The organism is Stenotrophomonas sp. INTA L402-1, from assembly GCF_059295135.1.
Genome location: NZ_JCAFWP010000033.1, coordinates 21,768 through 40,864 on the forward strand (window position 1 = coordinate 21,768; position 19,097 = coordinate 40,864).

Consider the following 19,097-nt stretch of genomic DNA (forward strand, 5'->3'; position numbering starts at 1 on the left):
CGCCATTGCTGTTCCTGACCTCAAGGAAAGGAAGGCGCAGGGATGCATTCGATCTTCCGCTGGACCAGCGCGCTGCTGCTGGCGCTCGGCATGGCCCTCAATGCGCATGCCGACGACACCGCCGTGCAGATCCGCCAGCACGCCGGTGAGCATCGCCTGCTGGTGCTGGGTGAATTTCACGGTACCCGCGAGACACCGCTGCTGGTACGCCAGCTGGTGGACGACTACAGCCGTAACGGCCCTGTCCTGCTGGCCCTGGAACTGCCGCGTGCAGAGAACCCTGCGCTGCACGACTATCTGGAATCCGATGGCGGGGCCGCGGCGCGCCAGCACCTGCATGGCCGCGCGTTCTGGACCGTGCGCGATGACCAGCATGACGGCCGTCGCAGCCGCGACATGCTGGCGATGATCGAAGACCTGCGTGCGCTGAAGGCACAGGGTCGTGCCATCGATGTGGTCGGCTATGACGTCGACAACAGCGATGGCGGCAACCAGGCACGCGATGACCGCATGGCGGCCGAGTTGCGGCGCCTGTACCGGCGACTGCCGGCTGGCGCACGCATGCTGGTGCTGACCGGCAACGTGCACGCCATGCTGCAGCGCCCGCAAGGTATGCCGCCGGAAATGCAGATGTACCCGATGGCGTCGCAGCTGCGGGACCTGGATATCTACAGCGTACGGTTGGGCGCGCAGCGTGGTCAGGCGTGGGGATGCGCGGGCCGCTGCGTGGCGCGGTCACTTCCAGAGCAGGTGGCCACGGCGCCGCGGGTCGATGCCGATGCGAAACGGCCGTACGACCTGTGGGTGTGGATGCCGGAGTTGAGCGTCGGCACGCTGGTGGGCCCGTAACGGCAGGCAACCCATCCACGCATGGCGTGGATCTACTGGTGGTTCACGCCATCGGTGGGAGTAGAGCCACGCCATGCGTGGATGGGCTCTCACGGAACCCGGCGCAGCCAGTGTCGGGTTTCGCCCGGGATGGCTGCAACTGCGCCCATCGACCAAGCCGTCGCGCTGTAGGGTTTTGCCGCGCTGTCAGCTTCCTGCACGCAAGGCGTCACAGATACCGACTGTTCCACCAGACCGGATCATCAACAGTAGATACACAGGTATTGCGGGATGACTCGCAATTCTGTGGAGCAATCAATGAGATGTCATGTTTCTCTGCCCATCGTTCTGTGTGCCGCGCTTACCTGCCTGCCTGGCTGGCAATGCGGCAGCAGAAGTAAAAGCACTGAGTCGGGCCAACTGCATTGGATTCATCAACGAATCCGTGACCTATGAACGGCCCCAGTTTCGCAATTTTCAGGGGGCGGCCGTAACCAGGCACGTTCCCCTCGGGAACATTGAGCCGAAGCATGCTTTCGGTGCGCCTAACAATGGACTGTACTCCTGGCGATTTTACGCAGGCGATGGCAGTGATCCAGAACGAATGGTTGTTCACGGATATCACACATGGGTGCTGGGCGGACGCGTATTTACGCAATCCACGAGTGCGGTCGATTGCCAGCTTTCGGAGTGGTGAGCATCATGAAGATTCTTTGCTTTATCGCATTCTCGCTGGCCATGTCGATGTCAGCTCAAGCATCCCAGAATGAACCTGCTCCCGATGCGGTAGGGAGCTGGCTACACCAACGCGCCATGCAGGCTGCAATGCAGGAGGCCTCGGCAATGGGAAGATCGTCCGCCAGCGTGGGCAGCTACCAGATGGTGAAACTGGCAGACCTTGATGCCCCCCGAGAAGTGAAGCGGCAGCTTCGCGATGACATCGAACGATCCAACGGTGTCGTGCGGGTTGCAGCAGGGAGCATCCCAACGCAGGCCGAAATGCTGGCTGCCGTGCCGCGGACTCACCGCTCAACTCCAGAACTACGCCAGCGCCTGCCGCAGCCACCCAGCAGGCTGGAAAGCAGCCTGCTGGGCGCAGCCGAGATGATTGGCATGGAGCCCAGTGGTGCGTTGGAGGGTGGAAAGTCCTCGGGCTTGAGCCGTTTCTACCGGCTGGAGGGTGTCGGCATCGTGGAGTTCAGCGAGAACAACTTCCTCGCTGCGGGCATGCAGATCGAGGTCATCGCGGAGGCGCAGAACACCGTGGTGGACGGCAAGCCCGCTCACCTCGGGAAGGTTGTGGATAGTGTCGGCCGTACTCGGGTTGAGCTTGCCTGGACGGGAGACAGCAAGACCTACAGTCTGACCGTCACGGGCGAGCCGGGCAGCGACGTGGAGCGCAACGCCCGAGTGCTGCACGACATCGCCGCGGCCATCGTGGATTAGCGGCGGCGTATGCGTCATCCACGCATGGCGTGGATCTACTGCGGGTTCACGCCATCCGCGGTTTGGTAGATCCACGCAGCGCGTGGATGGGCTCTCTACAAAAACCCGCGCGCCCAATCAGGGCGCGCGCTTCGCATACCGCTGCGCGATCACGCCGCAGACGATCAGCTGGATCTGGTGGTAGATCATCACCGGCAACACGATGGCGCCGAGGCTGCCACCCGCAAACAACACCTTGGCGATCGGCACGCCGGTGGCCAGACTCTTCTTCGAGCCGCAGAACACGATGGCGATCTCGTCCTCGCGGTTGAAGCGCAGGCGGCGGGCGATGAAGGTGATCAATGGCATGGCGATGCCGAGCAGCACGGCGGCGACCACCGCCACGGCCAGCAGCGACAGCAGCGGTGTCTTGCTCCACAGCCCTTCGGTCACCGCTTCGCCGAACGCGGAGTACACCACCAGCAGGATGGTGGCCTGGTCGGTGTAGCGCAGCAGCGCGCGCTGCTTCTCCACCCAGCCGGCGATCCACGGCCGCAGCAGGTGGCCGGCCACGAACGGCACCAGCAGCTGCAGCATGATGCCGCCGATCGCGTGCAGCGGATCGTGGATGCCGCCGGAGGTGCCGGCCAGCGCGGTCAGCAGCAGCGGGGTCAGGAATACGCCGAGGATGCTCGACAACGAAGCGCTGCACACTGCTGCGGGCACGTTGCCATGCGCCATCGAGGTGAACGCGATGGACGACTGCACGGTGGAGGGCAGGGTGCACAGGAACAGCACGCCCAGGTACAGCTCCGGGGTCAGCAGCCAGCCCGACAGTGGCTTGAACATCAGCCCCAGCAGCGGGAACAGGATGAAGGTGCAGGCCAGGATGGTCAGGTGCAGCCGCCAGTGCAGCATGCCGCCGATGATCGACTCGCGCGGCAGGCGCGCGCCATGCAGGAAGAACAGCGCGGCGATGGCGACGGTGGTGACATCATCGAGCACGATGGCGGCGGCGCCCTTCATCGGCAGCAGCGAGGCCAGGCCGACGGTGCACAGCAGGGCGATGGTGAAGTTGTCCGGTCGCAGGCGCGACCACCAGCGGGTCATGGTGGGCAGAGTCCTTGGTGCGGAGGGTTCAGGGCGAGGTGACCGGCGTGGCCAGGCGCTGGCGGGTGGCGGCTTCCAGCGACTTCAGGCCAGCACGCTGGCCCAGCTGAAGGGCGTGTTCGGGGCTGGCGTGTTCGTAGCGTGCATTGACCAGGCCGAGCACGGCACCGGCGCGGTTGCCGGAGGCGCAGTGCAGCAGCACCGGCCCCTGGCTCTGCTGCAGGGCCTGGTGCACGGCACGGATGTTGGCTGCATCCAGGCCGTCGGCGCCGGCCACCGGAATGCGTACGTAGCGCAGGCCCAGTGATTCGGCCACGCGGGTTTCATCGAAGCCGCGGTCTTCGCCGGGCTGGCGCAGGTCGATCACGGTGCGCACGCCCTGCGCGGCCAGGGCCTGCAGCTGTGTGGCGCTGGGTTGGCCGCCGGCATACAGGCCGGGGCGGACTTCGTTCAGGGGCGCGTCTTCGGCCAGGGCCGTCAGCGGCAGGCAGAGCGACAACAACAGCAGGCAGGTCAGGCGCAGCAGCATGGTCCTCTCCGTGAAAACGTTCTGCCCGCTACAGGCGCAGTCCGGCGCGCGCCTTCAGCAGCTCGCGCAGTTCGTATTTGTCAGTATCGTCCAGACCCTGTTGGCGCTGCTTTGCCAACAACTCCTCCAGACGTTGCACCAGCAGCTGTTTCTCCAGCTGGGCCACGGCATCGTGCAGTTCCTGGGTCCACATCGCGTCGTCGCCGGGCATCGTCTGCGCGGCCAGCGTGTGCAGTGACGCCTGTTCCTCACGCCCGTCGAAGTGCTCCAGCAGTGCGCCGGTGCTGATGTCCGGGCGCTGCTCGACCAGATCCAGCAGCTCCAGCAGCAGCTCTACGCCCGGCAGGCGCAGGCCCTGGAAGTGGTGCTTGCCGCCCAGCGTCAGCGCCAGCGACGGCTGCTGCAGCAGTACGGCGATCGCGCCGCGTACCAGGCTGCGCTTGGCCACGGGCTGGATCGCTCGCGAGGGCTGGCGTTGCGGCATCGGTGCGCGCGCGGCCTGGGCATTGCCGCCAAGGCCGGTCAGCTGCGCCAGCTGCTGCTTCATCAGGTCGCCGAAGGCGCCGTCGGGAATCTGCGCCAGCATCGGCTTTGCGCGCTCGGCCAGGCGCGCCTTGCCATCGAGCGTGCCCAGGTTGATCTCGCGGGTCAGTTCATCGAAGAAGAACTGCGACAGCGGGGTGGCTTGCTTCAGGCGTTCGTTGAAGGCCTCGGCGCCTTCCTTGCGCACGATGGTGTCCGGGTCTTCGCCATCGGGCAGGAACAGGAAGAAGGCCTGGCGGCCATCCTTCATGCGTGGCAGCACCGACTCCAGCGCCTTCCAGCCGGCGCGGCGGCCGGCGGCGTCGCCATCGAAGCAGAAGAACACATCCGGTGCGTTGCGGAACAGCAGCTCGGCATGGTCCGGCGTGGTTGCGGTACCCAGCGTCGCCACCGCCTGGGTGACCCCGAACTGGAACAGCGAGACCACGTCCATGTAGCCCTCGACCACGATCAGCCGCTCGATCTTCTGGTTGGCCTGGCGCACCTGCCACAGGCCATACAGCTCGCGGCCTTTGTGGAACAGCGCGGTCTCGGGCGAGTTGAGGTACTTGGGGCCGTCGTCCTTCTCGAACACGCGGCCACCGAAAGCGATCACCCGGCCACGGCGGTCGAAGATCGGGAACATCACCCGGTCGCGGAACTTGTCGTAGACGTGACCGCGATCGTTCTTGGAGAACAGGCCGGCGCGGTCGAGCAGCTTCATCCGCCGCTCGTCCTTGCCCAGTGCATCGCGCAGGCCGCTGTAGCCATCCGGTGCGTAGCCGATCTGGAAGCGCGCGCGGTTCTCTTCATCCACGCCACGGCCATCCAGGTAGCTGCGGGCCTTGTCGCTGCCCTGCAGGTTGCTCTGGAAAAACTTCGTGGCCGCCTCAAGCGCCGAGTACAGCTCGCGGCTGTCGTCCTGCTGCTGGGGGCTGCGCGGATTCTCGCTGCGCGGCACTTCCATGCCTGCGCGCTTGGCCAGTTCATCCACCGCGTCGAGGAATTCGAGGCGGTCGTAGTTCATCAGGAAGCTGATCGCGGTGCCGTGCGCGCCACAGCCGAAGCAGTGATAGAACTGCTTGGTGGGCGAGACCGTGAACGACGCCGAGCGCTCGTCATGGAACGGGCAACGCGCTGCGTATTCCTTGCCCTGTCGCTTCAACGGCACGCGGCTGCCCACCACCTCGACGATGTCGGAGCGGGCGAGCAGATCGTCGATGAAAGCGTCGGGGATACGGGCCATGGGCAACAGAACGGGGCGCGGCCGCAGGGCGCGCAGCAGGGGCGGCAGGTTCCCCTAGTTTACTCGCTGGCGGTGCCGGGGCTGGCCTGTTCCGCATCGGCCCCGGCCCTGGCCAGTTGCGCCCGTGCATGCTGCCGTTCGTCGATCACCGCGGTCATCAACGCACCGACGAAGAACACGGCGGTGGCGTAGTAGATCCAGACCAGCGAGATCACCAGCGCGCCCATCGAACCGTAGGCGCTGCCCGGGGCCACCGTGGCGATGTAGACGCCGATGCCATAGCGGCCGAGGGTGAACAGCACCGAGGTGATGGCACCGCCGATGAAGGCCTGGCGCCAGGCCACGCGGCGGTCCGGCAGGTAGTGGTAGAGGAAGGCGAAGGCCAGCGTGTACAGCAGCAGCGAGGTCAGGTAGCCGATCGCCGGCAGTACCGAGGGCAGCTGCGCGAACACCACCTGCAGTGCGGTGGTGGCGGTCATCGACAGGATCAGCAGGAAGCCCAGTGCCAGCACCACGCCGAATGAGAACACGCGTTTGCGCAGCCAGGCCTTGATGCCTTCCAGACGCTGGCCACTGGTGTGGAAGATCCGGTTCAGCGCGTTCTGCAGCTGGGCGAACACGGCGGTGGCGCCGATGAACAGCAGCAGCGTGCTCCACAGCCCGGCCAATGAACCGACGCTGGGCTGGCTGTTGGCGTTGTGCAGCACGGTGTCGGCGACGCTGGCCACGCTGCTGCCGGCTACCGAACCGATCTGGCTGATCAACGTCTGTTGTGCCGGTGGGTACAGCGAGGCGGTCAGCCACAGCAGCAGCACCAGCAGCGGTGCCATCGACAGCAGGGCGTAGAAGGAGACCGAAGCGGCTTGGGTCAGCACGTCGATTTCGACGAAGCGCTTGGCGACGGCCATCGGGAAGCTGTCCTGCAGGCGGTCAGCGTAGTGGCGAAGCCGTGCGGGAATGCCGTGGGGACGCGTGTCGGCGGGGGAGTGCGATTGCTCGACCATGGGGATGTTGTAGCAGCCGGGGGTCGAAGGTGCGGTGAAGCGGGTGCATCAATGGGGTCAGAGCCCTTCCGCGATGCGAAAGGGATCCGACCCCGGCAATGGCTTACGCCAGCTGCTGCTTGACCAGCTTGGAGACCAGACCCATGTCGGCCTGGCCAGCGAGCTTGGGCTTCAATGCGCCCATCAGCTTGCCCATGTCGGCCGGACCGGAAGCGCCGGTCTCGGCGATGGCGGCCTGGATCGCGGCGACGATCTCGGCTTCGCCCATCTTGGCCGGCAGGTAGGCTTCGATGACCACGATCTCGGCGCGCTCGATCTCGGCCAGGTCCTCGCGGTTGGCGGCTTCGAACTGGCTGACCGAGTCCTTGCGCTGCTTGACCATCTTGTCGAGCACGGCGATCACGGCGGTGTCATCCAGCTCGATGCGCTCGTCCACTTCGCGCTGCTTGATGGCGGCGTTGATCAGGCGGATCACGCCCAGCTTGTGCTTCTCGCCCGCCTTCATGGCGGCCTTCATGTCTTCGGTGAGCTGCTGCTTCATGCTCATGAGGAACCTCGTGGTAGTAGGTGGGGCGGGGCGGATGCCCGAACCCGGAAACGCAAAAAGCCGGCGACGCTCGCGCGTGCCGGCTTCGGCTCCATCGCGACAGGCAAGCCCATCGCAATGAAGATGCGTCCGATCAGTACAGGCGCTGACGCTTGGTAACGTCGCGCGACGAGCGGCGCAGCTGACGCTTCACAGCAGCGGCGGCCTTGCGCTTGCGCTCCTGGGTCGGCTTTTCGTAGAACTCGCGCTTGCGGGTTTCGGCCAGCACACCGGCCTTTTCGCAAGTGCGCTTGAAGCGGCGAAGAGCAAACTCGAAGGGCTCGTTCTCGCGGACTTTGACGCTGGGCATGGAATCTCCGGGACACAGTAGAACCGGGTCACGCCCGGCGAGCCGCACATTATAGCGGCGAATAGACAAACTGCAAGCGGCCAACCCTGAATACGGGCCAGAGGTTCGAAAGCAGTGAGACCTGCACGTCCCCCGAGGGGGCGGCAGGGGCGTCATAATAGCAGGCATGCGAGTCCTTGGCATCGAATCTTCCTGTGATGAGACCGGCGTGGCGGTGTATGACACCGACCTGGCCGGCAGCGCGGCCCTGCGCGCCCATGCGGTCTACAGCCAGATCGCCCTGCACGCCGAATACGGTGGTGTGGTGCCCGAACTGGCCAGCCGCGACCACGTCCGCAAGCTGCTGCCGCTGGTGCGCCAGACCCTGGCCGACGCCGGCCTGGGTGTAGGTGATATCGACGGCGTGGCCTATACGGCCGGTCCCGGCCTGGTCGGCGCGCTGCTGGTCGGCGCCGGCGTGGCGCGGTCGCTGGCCTGGGCGCTGGAGGTGCCGGCGGTGGGCGTACACCATATGGAAGGCCACCTGCTGGCCCCGCTGATGGAGGACGACCCGCCGGAAGCGCCGTTCGTGGCACTGCTGGTGTCCGGTGGCCATACCCAGCTGGTGGCGGTGGACGCGATCGGCCAGTACCGCCTGCTGGGCGAGACCTTGGACGATGCGGCCGGCGAGGCCTTCGACAAGACCGCCAAGATGATGGGCCTGCCCTATCCGGGCGGCCCGCAGCTGGCCAGGCTGGCCGAGCAGGGCACGCCGGGTGTCTACCGCTTCGCGCGGCCGATGACCGACCGCCCGGGGCTGGATTTCAGCTTCTCCGGCCTGAAGACCCAGGTCCTGATGGCCTGGCGCGACAGCGACCAGAGCGAACAGACCCGCGCCGACATCGCTCGGGGCTTCGAAGACGCCGTGGTCGAGACTCTGTCGATCAAATGCGAGCGCGCGCTGGAAGCGGCCGGCACCAACGTGATCGTGGTGGCTGGCGGCGTCGGCGCCAACAAGCGCCTGCGCGCACGCCTGCAGCAGATGGCCGAGCGCCTCGGCGGACGGGCCTGTTTCCCGCGGCCGGCACTGTGCACCGACAACGGCGCGATGATCGCCTTCGCCGGCGCGCTGCGCCTGCAGGCCGGCCAGCACAGCCCGCCAAAGGTCGAGGTCACCCCGCGCTGGGACATGGCGACCCTGCCTGCGGTGTAAGCCCCGGAACCGGTAGCGCCGGGCCATACCCGGCGGACGCATTACGGACGCCCTGCCAACGGCGACGCCGCCAATACCGTCGTTGCCCGCTCATGGCGTTGCAACCAGCCCAGCGTATGCGGGCAGCGCGCATGGATCAGCCGCCCGATCGCCGCCAGGTCGGCACCGATGTCGCGTTCCAGGATGGGTTCGTGGTGGGCGATCCGATTGCGCAGGAGGCGGATGCGTCCGATGTCTGCGTGGATGCTCGTGCGGACGACGCTGAGAGCATTCTGTGGCGCGTTCGGCAACGCAATCTTCAAGCCCCGCGTCCAGATGGCTCCCTCGAAGCGCCGCGTGAAAAGCTGCTGCCAGAACGCGAAGCGAAGGCTGGCGATGATCTCCTGAGTGTCCATCCGACGGCCAGCCTGTCTATGGAGATCCTGCAAGGCCGACAACGCGCCATCTGCTGGCATCCGCTGCAGCAGTGCAGGATGCCAGGGCCAGCGCGGCCCAAAGGCATGCGCCAGCGCCGCGGCCACCGCGTTGCGGATTACGATTTCACAGACGTGCAGGGGGGATAGCAGCGCGCCGCACATCTGCATGTTCCATACGTAAAGCGAGGCGGCATCCAAAGAGTGCCGGTCCGCGATACGTTTGTACGTCGCCCACCGTGGGCGTGACAGCGCTGCCTGCAGGATTCGTTGCTCTCTCATCAAATGCGGGACCACATGGCGGATCATCAGCCTGCGCTGGTTGCCGCTGGCGTGATATCGGGCAATGCCGCCGCGTCAGGCAGCAGAATTCCTGTATTGCCATTGGCTTCCTCCAGCATGTCGCGATTGACTCTGGACCGTCGAGGGAATGAACGTCATGATCTGCATCGTGTGCTTCGGGACTCGCGGCTGGATTCCAGCTCCCCCCGAGGACGTTGAGAGGTACCAAAGGGCCCCGCTAGCAGGGCCCTTTGTTTTTTTGGAAATGCGGGCATAGTCGGAATCGCCTCTTGATCCGCAGACCTCACCCGCTTCAATTTCGACGCCTGCGCCACCGGGACTCGCGGCTGTTCAACAGCTCCCCCCGGGGACAAGCGGTAGTACCAGAGGGCCCTGCTAGCGGGGCTCTTTGTTTTTCCCAGTGCCGCATTCCTGCCGGCCACCCACCGCCCGTTCCGGGCAGGCTCACCGTCGTGCCGTTACCATGGCCCCCTGTATTCGGGCTGGTTAAGCGCAATGGACAAGGTTTTCATCGAGGGGCTGACGATCGACGCCCTGATCGGTATCTACGATTGGGAACGACGGATCCGCCAGGACCTGGTGTTCGACCTGGAAATGGGCTTTGACAACCGTCGTCCCGCGGCCTCCGACGACATCGCCCATACCCTGAACTACAAGGCGGTGAGCAAGCGCCTGGAGCAGTTCGTGCGCGAGTCGGAATTCGGCCTGGTGGAAACCCTGGCCGAGCGCTGCGCACAGATCGTGCTGGACGAATTCGACGTGAAGTGGCTGCGTCTGAAACTGAGCAAGCCGGGCGCGGTGCGTGGCGCGCGCGCGGTGGGCGTGATCATCGAGCGCTCGCGGGACTGATCCGGTAGTGCCGGCCGCTGGCCGGCACCCCCAACAACAACGACAACGCAAGGAGACAACTGATGGTGGACGCGGTGGTGGCGGTACAGTGGCTGGAAAAGCTGCAGAACACACTGGAACCCTATCCCGGCGCCTACCTGGCGTTGATGATCACGGCGCTGCTGGTCGCAGCGGGCCTGGCCAACTGGGTGACCAAGCGCATCCTGGTGCGTGGCCTGCGGCGCCTGCTGCAGCGCCTGCCGGGCGCCGAGTCCGGGCGCGGCAGCCACTTGATGCGGGTCATTTCGCGCCTGTCCAACGTGGTGCCCAGCCAGGTGATCGCCTCGGGCATCACCCTCATCCCGGATCTGCCGGAAGGCCTGGTCAAGGTCATCATCAAGCTGTGCATCGTGTGGGCCGTACTGACGGTGTCGATGGCGTTCTCGCATGCGCTGGACGCGGCCAACAGCCTGTACGAGCGCAAGCCCGATGCGCGCAACAAGCCGATCAAGGGCTACCTGCAGGTGGTCAAGATCGTGGTGTTCGTGGCCGCTGGCCTGTCCATCGTCGCCACCCTGCTGGGGGTGAAGCTGGGGCCGCTGGTGACCGGCCTGGGCGCGGCCACGGCGGTGCTGATGCTGATCTTCCAGGACACCATCCTGTCGCTGGTGGCCAGTGTGCAGATCAGTGGCGATGGCCGTGTGCGCATCGGCGACTGGATCGAAATGCCCAGCCAGAACGCCGATGGTGACGTCATCGATATCGCGCTGCACACCGTCACCGTGCAGAACTTCGACAAGACCATCACCACCATTCCGACCAAGAAGCTGGTGACCGAGTCGTTCAAGAACTGGCGCGGCATGCAGGAGGCCGGTGGCCGCCGCATCAAGCGCGCGCTGTACCTGGACCAGCACAGCGTCGGTTTCCTGGACGAGGGTGATCTGGCCTTCCTCGGCGAATTCGCGCTGCTGCGCGACTACCTGCAGGCCAAGGAGCAGGAGCTGGGCCAGTGGAACGGGCGCCTGCGCGAGCAGGGCGTGGCCGAGGTCAACAGCCGCCGGGTGACCAACCTGGGCACCTTCCGTGCGTACGTGGAGCGCTATCTGCGCAGTCACCCGGGCATCCATACCGACATGACCCTGCTGGTGCGGCAGCTGCAGCCGACCACCGAGGGCCTGCCGCTGGAGCTGTACTGCTTCACCCGCAGCACCGCCTGGGGCGAGTACGAGGCGGTGCAGTCGGACATCTTCGACCACCTGCTGGCGATCCTGCCGGCCTTCGGCCTGCGCGTGTTCCAGGCCTCCAGCGACGCCATGTTGATGGCCGGGCAGCGCCAGTTGGCCGGCTCGGAGTAAGCTGCGGTGCCCCTGGCGGGGCCATACGGACCCCGCTGGTGGCTGAAACTGAATGAAGAAACCTCTCGCCAAATCGCCCGGGATCGCTAGAATGCCGGGCTTGTAAACGTTTTCATCAAGGACTGCCGGTGGCCTCCGATCGCATCGAATCCCTCATTGCCCAGATGACCGTCGAGGAAAAGGTCGGCCAGCTGGGTGTCTTCGCGGACATGGTCCGCCCGTTCGCCCCGGACGTGAACCCGGAAGCCAACGTGCGCAATGCCGACCAGGTGCTGCAGCAGGTGCGCGAGGGCAAGGTCGGCTCGCTGTTCAATGGCGTGGGCGCCGAGCTGGGCCGCCGCATCCAGCAGGTCGCCACCGAAGAGAGCCGTCTGGGCATCCCGGTGATCCTGGCCGCCGACGTCATCCACGGCATGCGCACCGTGTTCCCGATCCCGCTGGGCGAGGCCGCCAGCTTCGAGCCGGAGCTGGCCGAGCGCACCGCACGCGCCACCGCCGTCGAGGCCACCGCTGCCGGCCTGCACTGGACCTATGCGCCGGCGGTGGACATCGCCCGCGACCAGCGCTGGGGCCGTGGTGCCGAAGGTGCCGGTGAGGACGTGGTGCTGGGCTGTGCATTCGCAGCCGCCCGCGTACGCGGCTTCCAGGGCAGCGACCTGCGCGCCGCCGATTCGCTGCTGGCCACGCCCAAGCACTTCGCCGCCTACGGTGCGGTGATGGCCGGCATGGAATACAACATGGTGGACATCTCGCCGCAGACCCTGCGCGACGTGCACCTGCCGCCGTTCAAGGCCGCCTTCGATGCGGGCGCGATCACCGTGATGTCCTCGTTCAACGACATCAACGGCGTGCCGGCCAGCGCCAACGCCGAACTGCTGACCGACATCCTGCGCGGTGAGTGGAAGTTCCCGGGCGTGGTGATCTCCGATTACACCGCCGACATGGAACTGGTCGCGCACGGTTATGCCGCCGACGACCGCGATGCCACCGCCAAGGCGTTCACCGCCGGCCTCGACCTGAGCATGCAGAGCGGCTTCTACGCCGAGCACCTGCCGGGCCTGGTCGAGAGCGGCGAGGTGCCGATGGCGGTGCTGGATGAAGGCGTGCGCCGCATCCTGTGGCTGAAGGAAACCATCGGCCTGTTCGACGACCCGTACCGTTCGCTGGATCCGGCGCGCGAAGCCGATACCTCGCACATTGCCGCACATGACGCGCTGTCGCGCGATGCGGCGCGTCGTTCGATCGTGCTGCTGAACAACCGCGACAACGTGCTGCCGTTGCAGAAGACCGGGCAGAAGATCGCGCTGATCGGCCCGTTCGTGCAGGACCGCGAAAACATTGAAGGCTGCTGGACGCTGTTCGGCGACAAGCAGCGCTACGTGGACCTGGAAACCGGCGTTCGCGCCGCCATCGGCGATGACGCGCTGCTGGAAATCGTGCCGGGCTGCGAACTGGAAGTGGCCATCCCCGGTGGCACCGAAGCGGCCGTGGCCGCCGCGCTGCGCGCCGACGTGGTGGTGCTGGCGCTGGGCGAGCCGCAGCGTTACAGCGGTGAAGCGCAGTCGCGCGTGGAAATCACCCTGCCGCCGGCACAGCAGGCGCTGGCCGAAGCGGTGGCGATGACCGGCAAGCCGCTGGTGGTGTTGCTGCGCAATGGTCGCGCGCTGGCCCTGCAGGGCGCGGTGCGCAATGCACAGGCCGTGGCGGTGACCTGGTACCTGGGCACGCAGACCGGCCACGCGGTGGCTGATGTGCTGTTCGGCGATTACAGCCCGTCCGGCCGCCTGCCGGTCAGCTTCCCGCAGGTATCCGGCCAGCAGCCGTACTTCTACAACCACCCGCGCACCGGCCGCCCGGAACTGCCGACCATGTCGGAGTTCAAGGCCCGCTGGCGCGAGATTCCGAACGAGCCGCTGTACCCGTTCGGGCATGGCATCGGCTACACCACCTTCGCCTACGGTGCGCCGCAGCTGAGTGCGGCGCAGCTCGGCTGGGACGACAGCCTGACCATCACCACCACGCTGACCAACAGCGGCGACGTGGCCGGCGAGGAAGTGGTGCAGCTGTACATCCACGACCGCGTGGCCAGCCGCGTACGTCCGGTGCGCGAACTGAAGGACTTCCGCAAGGTGGCGCTGCAGCCGGGCGAGTCGGCCGAAGTGGTGTTCACCCTGACCCGCGAGCAGCTGGCGTTCACCGGCCGCGACGGCGTGCTGCGTGCCGAGCCGGGCCAGTTCGACCTGTGGGTCTGCGCCTCGTCGGCGGCAGGCGAAGCTGTGCAGTTCGAACTGCTGAAGGCCTGATCGAGAAAAAGGGGACGGAGGGGATTAAGTCGTTTGTGCCACTAACGACTTAATCCCCTCCGTCCCCTTTTTTGTTGTCCTCACTGGGGCGGCGCTACCATCGGTGTTCTTGAACCGATGGATGCCCGCGCATGCGCACGATCGCTGTGTTGATTCCCGCCCTGTTGCTGGCGGCCTGTTCGCAGCCGGCACCGCCGGCCGCGCCTGCGGCGGATGCACCACCGCCGATGGAGGCCAGTGCCCCGGCAACGCCTGCGGCACCTGCCGCTGAATCCGCTGCTTCGGCACCGGCCGCGCCCGCAGCGGAAGCGCCTACCCAAGCAGCGGAAGCGCCTACCCAAGACGCACGTGCGCGCATCGAGACGCTGCTCGGCGATGCCGCGCAGTACGAAAAGGTGTTCAACGCCTTCAGGACTGCGGTGGTCGGTGGTGATCGCGCTGCGGTGGTGGAAGAGGTGCGCTTCCCGCTGAATATCGCTAACGGAAAGAAGATCACCGGCCCCGGTGAGTTCCAGCGCAGCTACGAGAAGATCATCACGCCGGCGGTGGTCAAGGCGGTGTCCGAACAGGACTTCGGCAAGGTGTTCGTCAACCAGCAGGGCGTGATGATCGGCGATGGCCAGGTGTGGCTGAACGGGCAGTGCCTGGACCAGGCTTGCACGAAGACCGAGGTGAAGGTCATCACCATTCAATGAACGCAGACGGCCCCGCGTGTGGGGCCGTTGCGGGAAAACGTGCCGGCCAGCGGCCGGCACTACCATCCTGTCAGGTTTTCGGGGTGAGCTTCAGCAGGCGCGCCTTGTTGCCGTCTTCCAGCAGCCACAGTGCGCCATCCGGGCCCTGTTCCACTTCACGGATGCGTTCGCCCATGTTGAAGCGTTCGGCTTCGCGCGCGCTGTCGCCATCGAAGGCCACACGCACCAGCGAGGTGGATGACAGGCCGCCGATGAAGCCGCTGCCCTTCCACTGCGGGAACAGGTTACCGCTGTAGATGACGAAGCCGGCCGGCGAGATCACCGGCGTCCAGGTCACCTTCGGGGGGGCGAACTCCGGGCGGGTATCGTGGTCGGGAATCGGGCGGCCATCGTAGTGGTTGCCGTTGGAGACGATCGGGTAGCCGTAGTTGGCGCCGCGCACGATCAGGTTCAGCTCGTCGCCGCCGGCCGGGCCCATCTCGTGCGCCCACAGCTTGCCGTTGGCATCGAAGGCCATGCCGAGGATGTTGCGGTGGCCCAGCGACCACACCTGCGCGGCCACGCCGCCCTGCGAGGCGAACGGGTTGTCGGCCGGCAGGCTGCCATCGTCGTTGAGGCGGATGATCTTGCCGAGATTGCCGCCCATGTCCTGTGCCGGATCGAACTTCTGCCGTTCACTGGAGCTGATCCACAGCTTGCCGTCCGGGCCGAAGGCGAGGCGGTGGCCGTAGTGGCCCTCGCCGCTGACCTTGGGTGTCTGTCGCCAGATCACCTTCAGGTCCTTCAGCTCACCGCCACCCTTGGCATCCAGCGCCAGCGTGGCGCGTGCGACGGCAGCGCCGCGGGTGTCCAGCGTGCCTTCCTCGGCGTAGCTGAGATAGATCACGTGGTTGCTTGCGAACTGCGGGTGCAGGATCACATCGCCGAAACCACCCTGGCCACCGTAGGCGACTTTCGGAACGCCGGTGATCTCGTGTTTCTGGCCGCTGGCCAGGTCCAGGTGCTGCAGCTTGCCGCGCTTTTCGGTGACCAACAGGCTGCCGTCGGGCAGGAAGGTCATTGCCCAGGGCTGGTCGAAGCGGCTGATCTCGGTGGCGGTGAATGGGCGTTGGTCGGTGGCGGCAGCGGCCGGTGTGGCGGTCTGCGCGCCGCTGGCAGCCGGATCGGCGGCATTGCAGGCGGAGGTGGCGAGGATCGGCACAAGGCCGAGGGCGAGCAGCAGGGGCATGCGGGTCATGGGTATCTCCAGGGCGGGGATGCGGATGGCCGGGCTGTCCCTTGTATACCACTGCAGCGGTGACCGTCGTGGCCCGAAGGTCCTGCGCCCCCCTGTGCGACGGCAGCGGGATCGTCTAGGGTGGGCACGCCCGGGCAAAGCGTGCCCGTCTGCCTGCCAAGGATCTGCAATGAACACTGCCATGCCCCATAAGCCGTCCACCGCCTTCATTGCCGCCTCCTGGGTGGCCCTGCTGCTGGGTGCGGCGGCCTACCTGATCGGCCTGTTCAACGCCGCCACGATGGCGCTCAACGAGAAGGGCTACTACCTGACCCTGCTGCTGTTTGGCCTGTTCGCAGCGGTGTCGCTGCAGAAGAGCGTGCGTGACCGCGTCGAGGGCATTCCGGTCAGTGGCCTGTACTACGCGCTGTGCTGGTTCGCGCTGCTGTCGGCGCTGATGCTGCTGCTGGTTGGCCTGTGGAATGCCACCCTGGCGTCGAGCGAGAAGGGCTTCTACGGCATGGCGTACGCGCTGTCGCTGTTCGGTGCGGTGGCCGTGCAGAAGAACACCCGCGACCTGATCGCCGCCGGTGGCGGTGAAAGCAAGCGCAGCACGGCCGTGCCGCCTCTGCCGGAACAGGAGTGATGCAGCAACGGTAGCGCCGGGCCATGCCCGGCGTTGCCGCATATCGGGTCCGTCAGGGGCCGCGTGCCAGGCGCGGTTCCACCTGCTGCGCTTCCTCCCAGCCACGGCGCACGGCACTGCGTGCCTGCGCCCAGTCCAGGCGGCTGCGGCCACGTTCGCTGGCCCAGCGTGATTCCAGTTCGCCTTCCACTTCCTCGTAGGCGCGGATCATGTCCTGCGCGCGGGCCGAGTGGCCAATACGGTAGGCCGGTTCGTAGTCGTCGAAGAACAGCTGATCGTCATAGTACGGTTCAGAGGTATAGCGCTCGCGCCAGTAGTTGGAGATTGCATCACGCGGCGTGCTGTCATCCGGCACGCGGCCGGGGATCTGGTATTCGGCCATGGGAGGGCTCCGTTGTTGACGAAGCCTGATCGTGCCTACGAGGCGGTTAACGGCCCGGTCCGGCAGCGTGAAGGGCGAGTCTGTAGAGTCGAGCCATGCTCGACTCATGCACCCCAAATCCCAGTCGAGCATGGCTCGACTCTACAGTTCGGGCTTTCGCGGCAGTTTGTAGATCACTGCACCAATGGCAAACGCGACCAGTGCAGCGGCAATGTTCTGCCAGCTCGCACTGGCGAACAGGGCAACACATAGCAGCAGCGCCAATACCGGAATCAGTGGGCCGCCCGGCAGCTTCAACGCACCAGGGCGATCGGCATAGCGCTTGGCCAGCACCAGTACTGCAGCGGCAGTACCGATGTAGGCGAACAGGCGCGTGGTCATCGACAGCAGCGCCAGCTGCACGAACGAACCGGACAGCGCCAGGCCGAGTGCGATCAGGCCCTGGCACAGGATCGATGCGGCCGGCGTATGGAAGCGCGGATGCACCTGCGCCAGGATCTTCGGGCCGTAGCCATCGCGGGCCAGCGCGAACAGGAAGCGCGGGCCCATCATCATCGTGTTGCTGTTGGTGCCGAGGATGGAGATGGTGGCGCCGACGGTCAGGATCAGTGCCAGTGCCTCGCCACCGAAGCCGGCAGCGGCATCGGCCAGCGGCGTGGCCGAGCTGGCCAGGCCGGCCAGCGTGCCCTGCGCCACCACCTGCACCGCGCCGTAGATGACGGTGACGGTGATGATCATGGTGATCAGGGCGAATGGAATATCGCGGCGCGGATTACGGTACTCGCCGGCGGCCGCCGGAATGTTCTCGAAGCCGGCGTAGGCGTACAGCAGCAGCAAGGCGGCTTCGCCCATGCGCTGCAGGTCATGCGGGTCCGGGCGCTGGCCGGAGAAGGCCAGCTGCGGATCGATGTAGAACGCACCGATGGCCACGAACAGCAGCAGCGGCAGCATCTTGCCGATCACCAGCACCACGCCGGTGCGCGCGGCCGAGCGCACGCCGATGATGTTGACGCCGGTGAGGAAGCCCAGCGACACCACGATCACCGCGATGCGGCCCATGCCGGCGCCGGCCCATGGCCAGAAGCGCGCGACCGCATCGGCCAGTGCATTGCTCAATGCGGCCGCCGAGCTGATGCGGGTCAACCAGATCATCCAGCCGATCTCGAACCCGGCGAATCGCCCGAACGCCTCACGGGCATACAGGTAGCTGCCACCGGGTTCATCGAAGTAGCTGGCGGCCTGCGCGTAGCACAGCACCAGCAGGGCAACGACGATGCCGGCGGCGACCACGCCCCACAGGCTGAAGGGGCCGAGCAGGGCGACGGTGGCGGCCGGCAGCAGGTAGATGCCGCTGCCGATCACATCGTTGATCGACAGGCCGACGATCTGCCAGCGGCTGACCGCGCGCTGCAGCTGCGGTTCGTCCTGCGCGCTCAACGGGCGTCTCCGCTCAGTGCGGGCAGCTGCCACTGGGCCTGCAGGCGCTTGTACTCGGCGCGCGGCAGCAGCACGAAGCGCGGCGTATCCTGCGGGCGCAACCAGTCCAGCAGGGCCTGCATGCGCGCCTGCGGCATGGCGGTGCAGCCAGCCGTGGCCTCGCCGGGCTGGCGCCACAGGTGGGCGAAGATGCAGCTGCCCTTGCCGGGCTGGTTGTCCGGGTTGTGGGCGATGACGAAGCCTTCCCGGTAGCGCAGGTCGCCCTTGTTGTGCAGGTCCAGCCGCATCGGCTCGGTGGAGCCCTTGACCGCTGCACTGCCGACCTTCTTTTCATCTACGATGCGGTTGTAGAACGGAGAGCCGGGCACATCCATGCAGTAGCTGCTGTCCAGCATCGGCTGGTAGGGAATGGCCGTGCCGGGGCGTGTAACGGCATAGCCGAACGCGCTGCCCAGCGCGAACACGCCGGCCGGGCTGCGGCCATCGCCTTCCTGTTTCTGCGGGCCGTCGGCCTGCGCCGGATGCAGGCCCAGCCCCCAGGCGCTGCCGGTACGGCCGAGCGCCACCGGGAACGCCTGCCCATGCGCATGCCAGCCGTTGCCATCGCGCACATAGGCCTGCAGTTGCCCCTCGGTGCTGTCCCAGCTTTCGCTGGTGACCACGATCAGCTGGCGCGCGCCATCCAGCGGCGCGGCGTGGGCGGACATCGCTGCAGAAAGCAGCACGGCAATGGTGGCAAGGCGGACCAGCGATTTCATCAACGTGCG

19 protein-coding genes are annotated in these 19,097 nt (G+C 66.4%); 8 read left to right on the forward strand and 11 right to left on the reverse strand.

All coding sequences use genetic code 11. The features are described 5' to 3' along the window. The first annotated feature begins 42 nt into the window (after positions 1 to 42). Positions 43 to 849 carry a calcium-binding protein gene (locus AC5O77_RS16945; RefSeq protein ID WP_329893863.1) on the forward strand — a complete coding sequence of 269 codons (807 nt, stop codon included), beginning with the start codon at positions 43 to 45 and terminating at the stop codon, positions 847 to 849. A gap of 681 nt (positions 850 to 1,530) precedes the next feature. Further along, positions 1,531 to 2,274 carry a hypothetical protein gene (locus AC5O77_RS16950; protein ID WP_478058096.1) on the forward strand — a complete coding sequence of 248 codons (744 nt, stop codon included), beginning with the start codon at positions 1,531 to 1,533 and terminating at the stop codon, positions 2,272 to 2,274. 117 nt (positions 2,275 to 2,391) lie between these two features. Here the strand turns inward: AC5O77_RS16950 and AC5O77_RS16955 are convergent, their stop codons facing one another. The 6 genes from AC5O77_RS16955 to rpsU all read right to left on the reverse strand — a co-directional run bounded on the left by AC5O77_RS16955 (position 2,392) and on the right by rpsU (position 7,560). Continuing rightward, a complete protein-coding gene (locus tag AC5O77_RS16955) occupies positions 2,392 to 3,363 on the reverse strand; it encodes a bile acid:sodium symporter family protein (protein WP_478058095.1) in 972 nt (323 codons plus the stop codon). Between the two features lie 28 nt (positions 3,364 to 3,391). Continuing rightward, on the reverse strand, positions 3,392 to 3,892 hold the full coding sequence (locus tag AC5O77_RS16960; RefSeq protein ID WP_478058094.1) for a protein tyrosine phosphatase family protein: 501 nt from the start codon (positions 3,890 to 3,892) through the stop codon (positions 3,392 to 3,394). Between the two features lie 28 nt (positions 3,893 to 3,920). Beyond that, entirely contained in the window at positions 3,921 to 5,660 is a 1,740-nt protein-coding gene (dnaG, locus tag AC5O77_RS16965) for a DNA primase (RefSeq protein ID WP_012509841.1), read from the reverse strand. A 59-nt stretch (positions 5,661 to 5,719) separates the two neighbouring features. After that, positions 5,720 to 6,664: a YihY/virulence factor BrkB family protein gene (locus tag AC5O77_RS16970; protein WP_050509858.1), complete on the reverse strand. Its 945-nt coding sequence runs from the start codon at positions 6,662 to 6,664 to the stop codon at positions 5,720 to 5,722. A 103-nt stretch (positions 6,665 to 6,767) separates the two neighbouring features. Then, on the reverse strand, positions 6,768 to 7,211 hold the full coding sequence (locus tag AC5O77_RS16975; RefSeq protein WP_004153909.1) for a GatB/YqeY domain-containing protein: 444 nt from the start codon (positions 7,209 to 7,211) through the stop codon (positions 6,768 to 6,770). Positions 7,212 to 7,344: 133 nt separating this feature from the next. Next, positions 7,345 to 7,560: a 30S ribosomal protein S21 gene (gene rpsU / locus AC5O77_RS16980; protein ID WP_002808376.1), complete on the reverse strand. Its 216-nt coding sequence runs from the start codon at positions 7,558 to 7,560 to the stop codon at positions 7,345 to 7,347. Between the two features lie 166 nt (positions 7,561 to 7,726). Between rpsU and tsaD the strand changes: the two genes are divergently transcribed. After that, positions 7,727 to 8,752, forward strand: a complete 1,026-nt coding sequence (gene tsaD / locus AC5O77_RS16985) for a tRNA (adenosine(37)-N6)-threonylcarbamoyltransferase complex transferase subunit TsaD (RefSeq protein ID WP_049421188.1) — start codon at positions 7,727 to 7,729, stop codon at positions 8,750 to 8,752. Between the two features lie 41 nt (positions 8,753 to 8,793). Here the strand turns inward: tsaD and AC5O77_RS16990 are convergent, their stop codons facing one another. Beyond that, positions 8,794 to 9,447: a hypothetical protein gene (locus AC5O77_RS16990; protein WP_032130383.1), complete on the reverse strand. Its 654-nt coding sequence runs from the start codon at positions 9,445 to 9,447 to the stop codon at positions 8,794 to 8,796. Between the two features lie 516 nt (positions 9,448 to 9,963). Between AC5O77_RS16990 and folB the strand changes: the two genes are divergently transcribed. The 4 genes from folB (at position 9,964) to AC5O77_RS17010 (ending at position 14,649) form a co-directional block, all read left to right on the forward strand. Then, on the forward strand, positions 9,964 to 10,317 hold the full coding sequence (gene folB, locus AC5O77_RS16995; RefSeq protein ID WP_025878255.1) for a dihydroneopterin aldolase: 354 nt from the start codon (positions 9,964 to 9,966) through the stop codon (positions 10,315 to 10,317). Positions 10,318 to 10,379: 62 nt separating this feature from the next. Then, complete coding sequence (locus AC5O77_RS17000; RefSeq protein ID WP_478058091.1) at positions 10,380 to 11,651, forward strand: mechanosensitive ion channel family protein; 1,272 nt, start codon at positions 10,380 to 10,382, stop codon at positions 11,649 to 11,651. 128 nt (positions 11,652 to 11,779) lie between these two features. Then, positions 11,780 to 13,954, forward strand: coding sequence for a glycoside hydrolase family 3 N-terminal domain-containing protein (locus AC5O77_RS17005; protein ID WP_478058090.1), 2,175 nt, complete (start codon positions 11,780 to 11,782; stop codon positions 13,952 to 13,954). A 131-nt stretch (positions 13,955 to 14,085) separates the two neighbouring features. Next, the gene (locus AC5O77_RS17010) at positions 14,086 to 14,649 is read left to right on the forward strand and encodes a hypothetical protein (protein WP_478058089.1); all 564 of its coding nucleotides are present in this window, start codon (positions 14,086 to 14,088) and stop codon (positions 14,647 to 14,649) included. Between the two features lie 70 nt (positions 14,650 to 14,719). On the opposite strand, the gene AC5O77_RS17015 is transcribed toward AC5O77_RS17010, so the two are convergent. Next, positions 14,720 to 15,886: a PQQ-dependent sugar dehydrogenase gene (locus tag AC5O77_RS17015; RefSeq protein WP_478058088.1), complete on the reverse strand. Its 1,167-nt coding sequence runs from the start codon at positions 15,884 to 15,886 to the stop codon at positions 14,720 to 14,722. 169 nt (positions 15,887 to 16,055) lie between these two features. Here AC5O77_RS17015 and yiaA point away from each other — a divergent pair, with 169 nt between their 5' ends. Next, positions 16,056 to 16,511 carry an inner membrane protein YiaA gene (gene yiaA, locus AC5O77_RS17020; RefSeq protein ID WP_478058087.1) on the forward strand — a complete coding sequence of 152 codons (456 nt, stop codon included), beginning with the start codon at positions 16,056 to 16,058 and terminating at the stop codon, positions 16,509 to 16,511. A 52-nt stretch (positions 16,512 to 16,563) separates the two neighbouring features. Here yiaA and AC5O77_RS17025 read toward each other — a convergent pair whose 3' ends face one another. The 3 genes from AC5O77_RS17025 to AC5O77_RS17035 form a co-directional block, all read right to left on the reverse strand. After that, positions 16,564 to 16,893 (reverse strand): hypothetical protein, encoded by a 330-nt coding sequence (locus AC5O77_RS17025; RefSeq protein WP_478058086.1) that lies wholly within the window; start codon positions 16,891 to 16,893, stop codon positions 16,564 to 16,566. Positions 16,894 to 17,034: 141 nt separating this feature from the next. Beyond that, positions 17,035 to 18,330 (reverse strand): APC family permease, encoded by a 1,296-nt coding sequence (locus tag AC5O77_RS17030; RefSeq protein ID WP_201117951.1) that lies wholly within the window; start codon positions 18,328 to 18,330, stop codon positions 17,035 to 17,037. Continuing rightward, positions 18,327 to 19,088, reverse strand: coding sequence for a L,D-transpeptidase family protein (locus AC5O77_RS17035; protein WP_478058085.1), 762 nt, complete (start codon positions 19,086 to 19,088; stop codon positions 18,327 to 18,329). The genes AC5O77_RS17030 and AC5O77_RS17035 overlap by 4 nt, the downstream gene beginning before the upstream one ends. Positions 19,089 to 19,097: the final 9 nt, after the last annotated feature.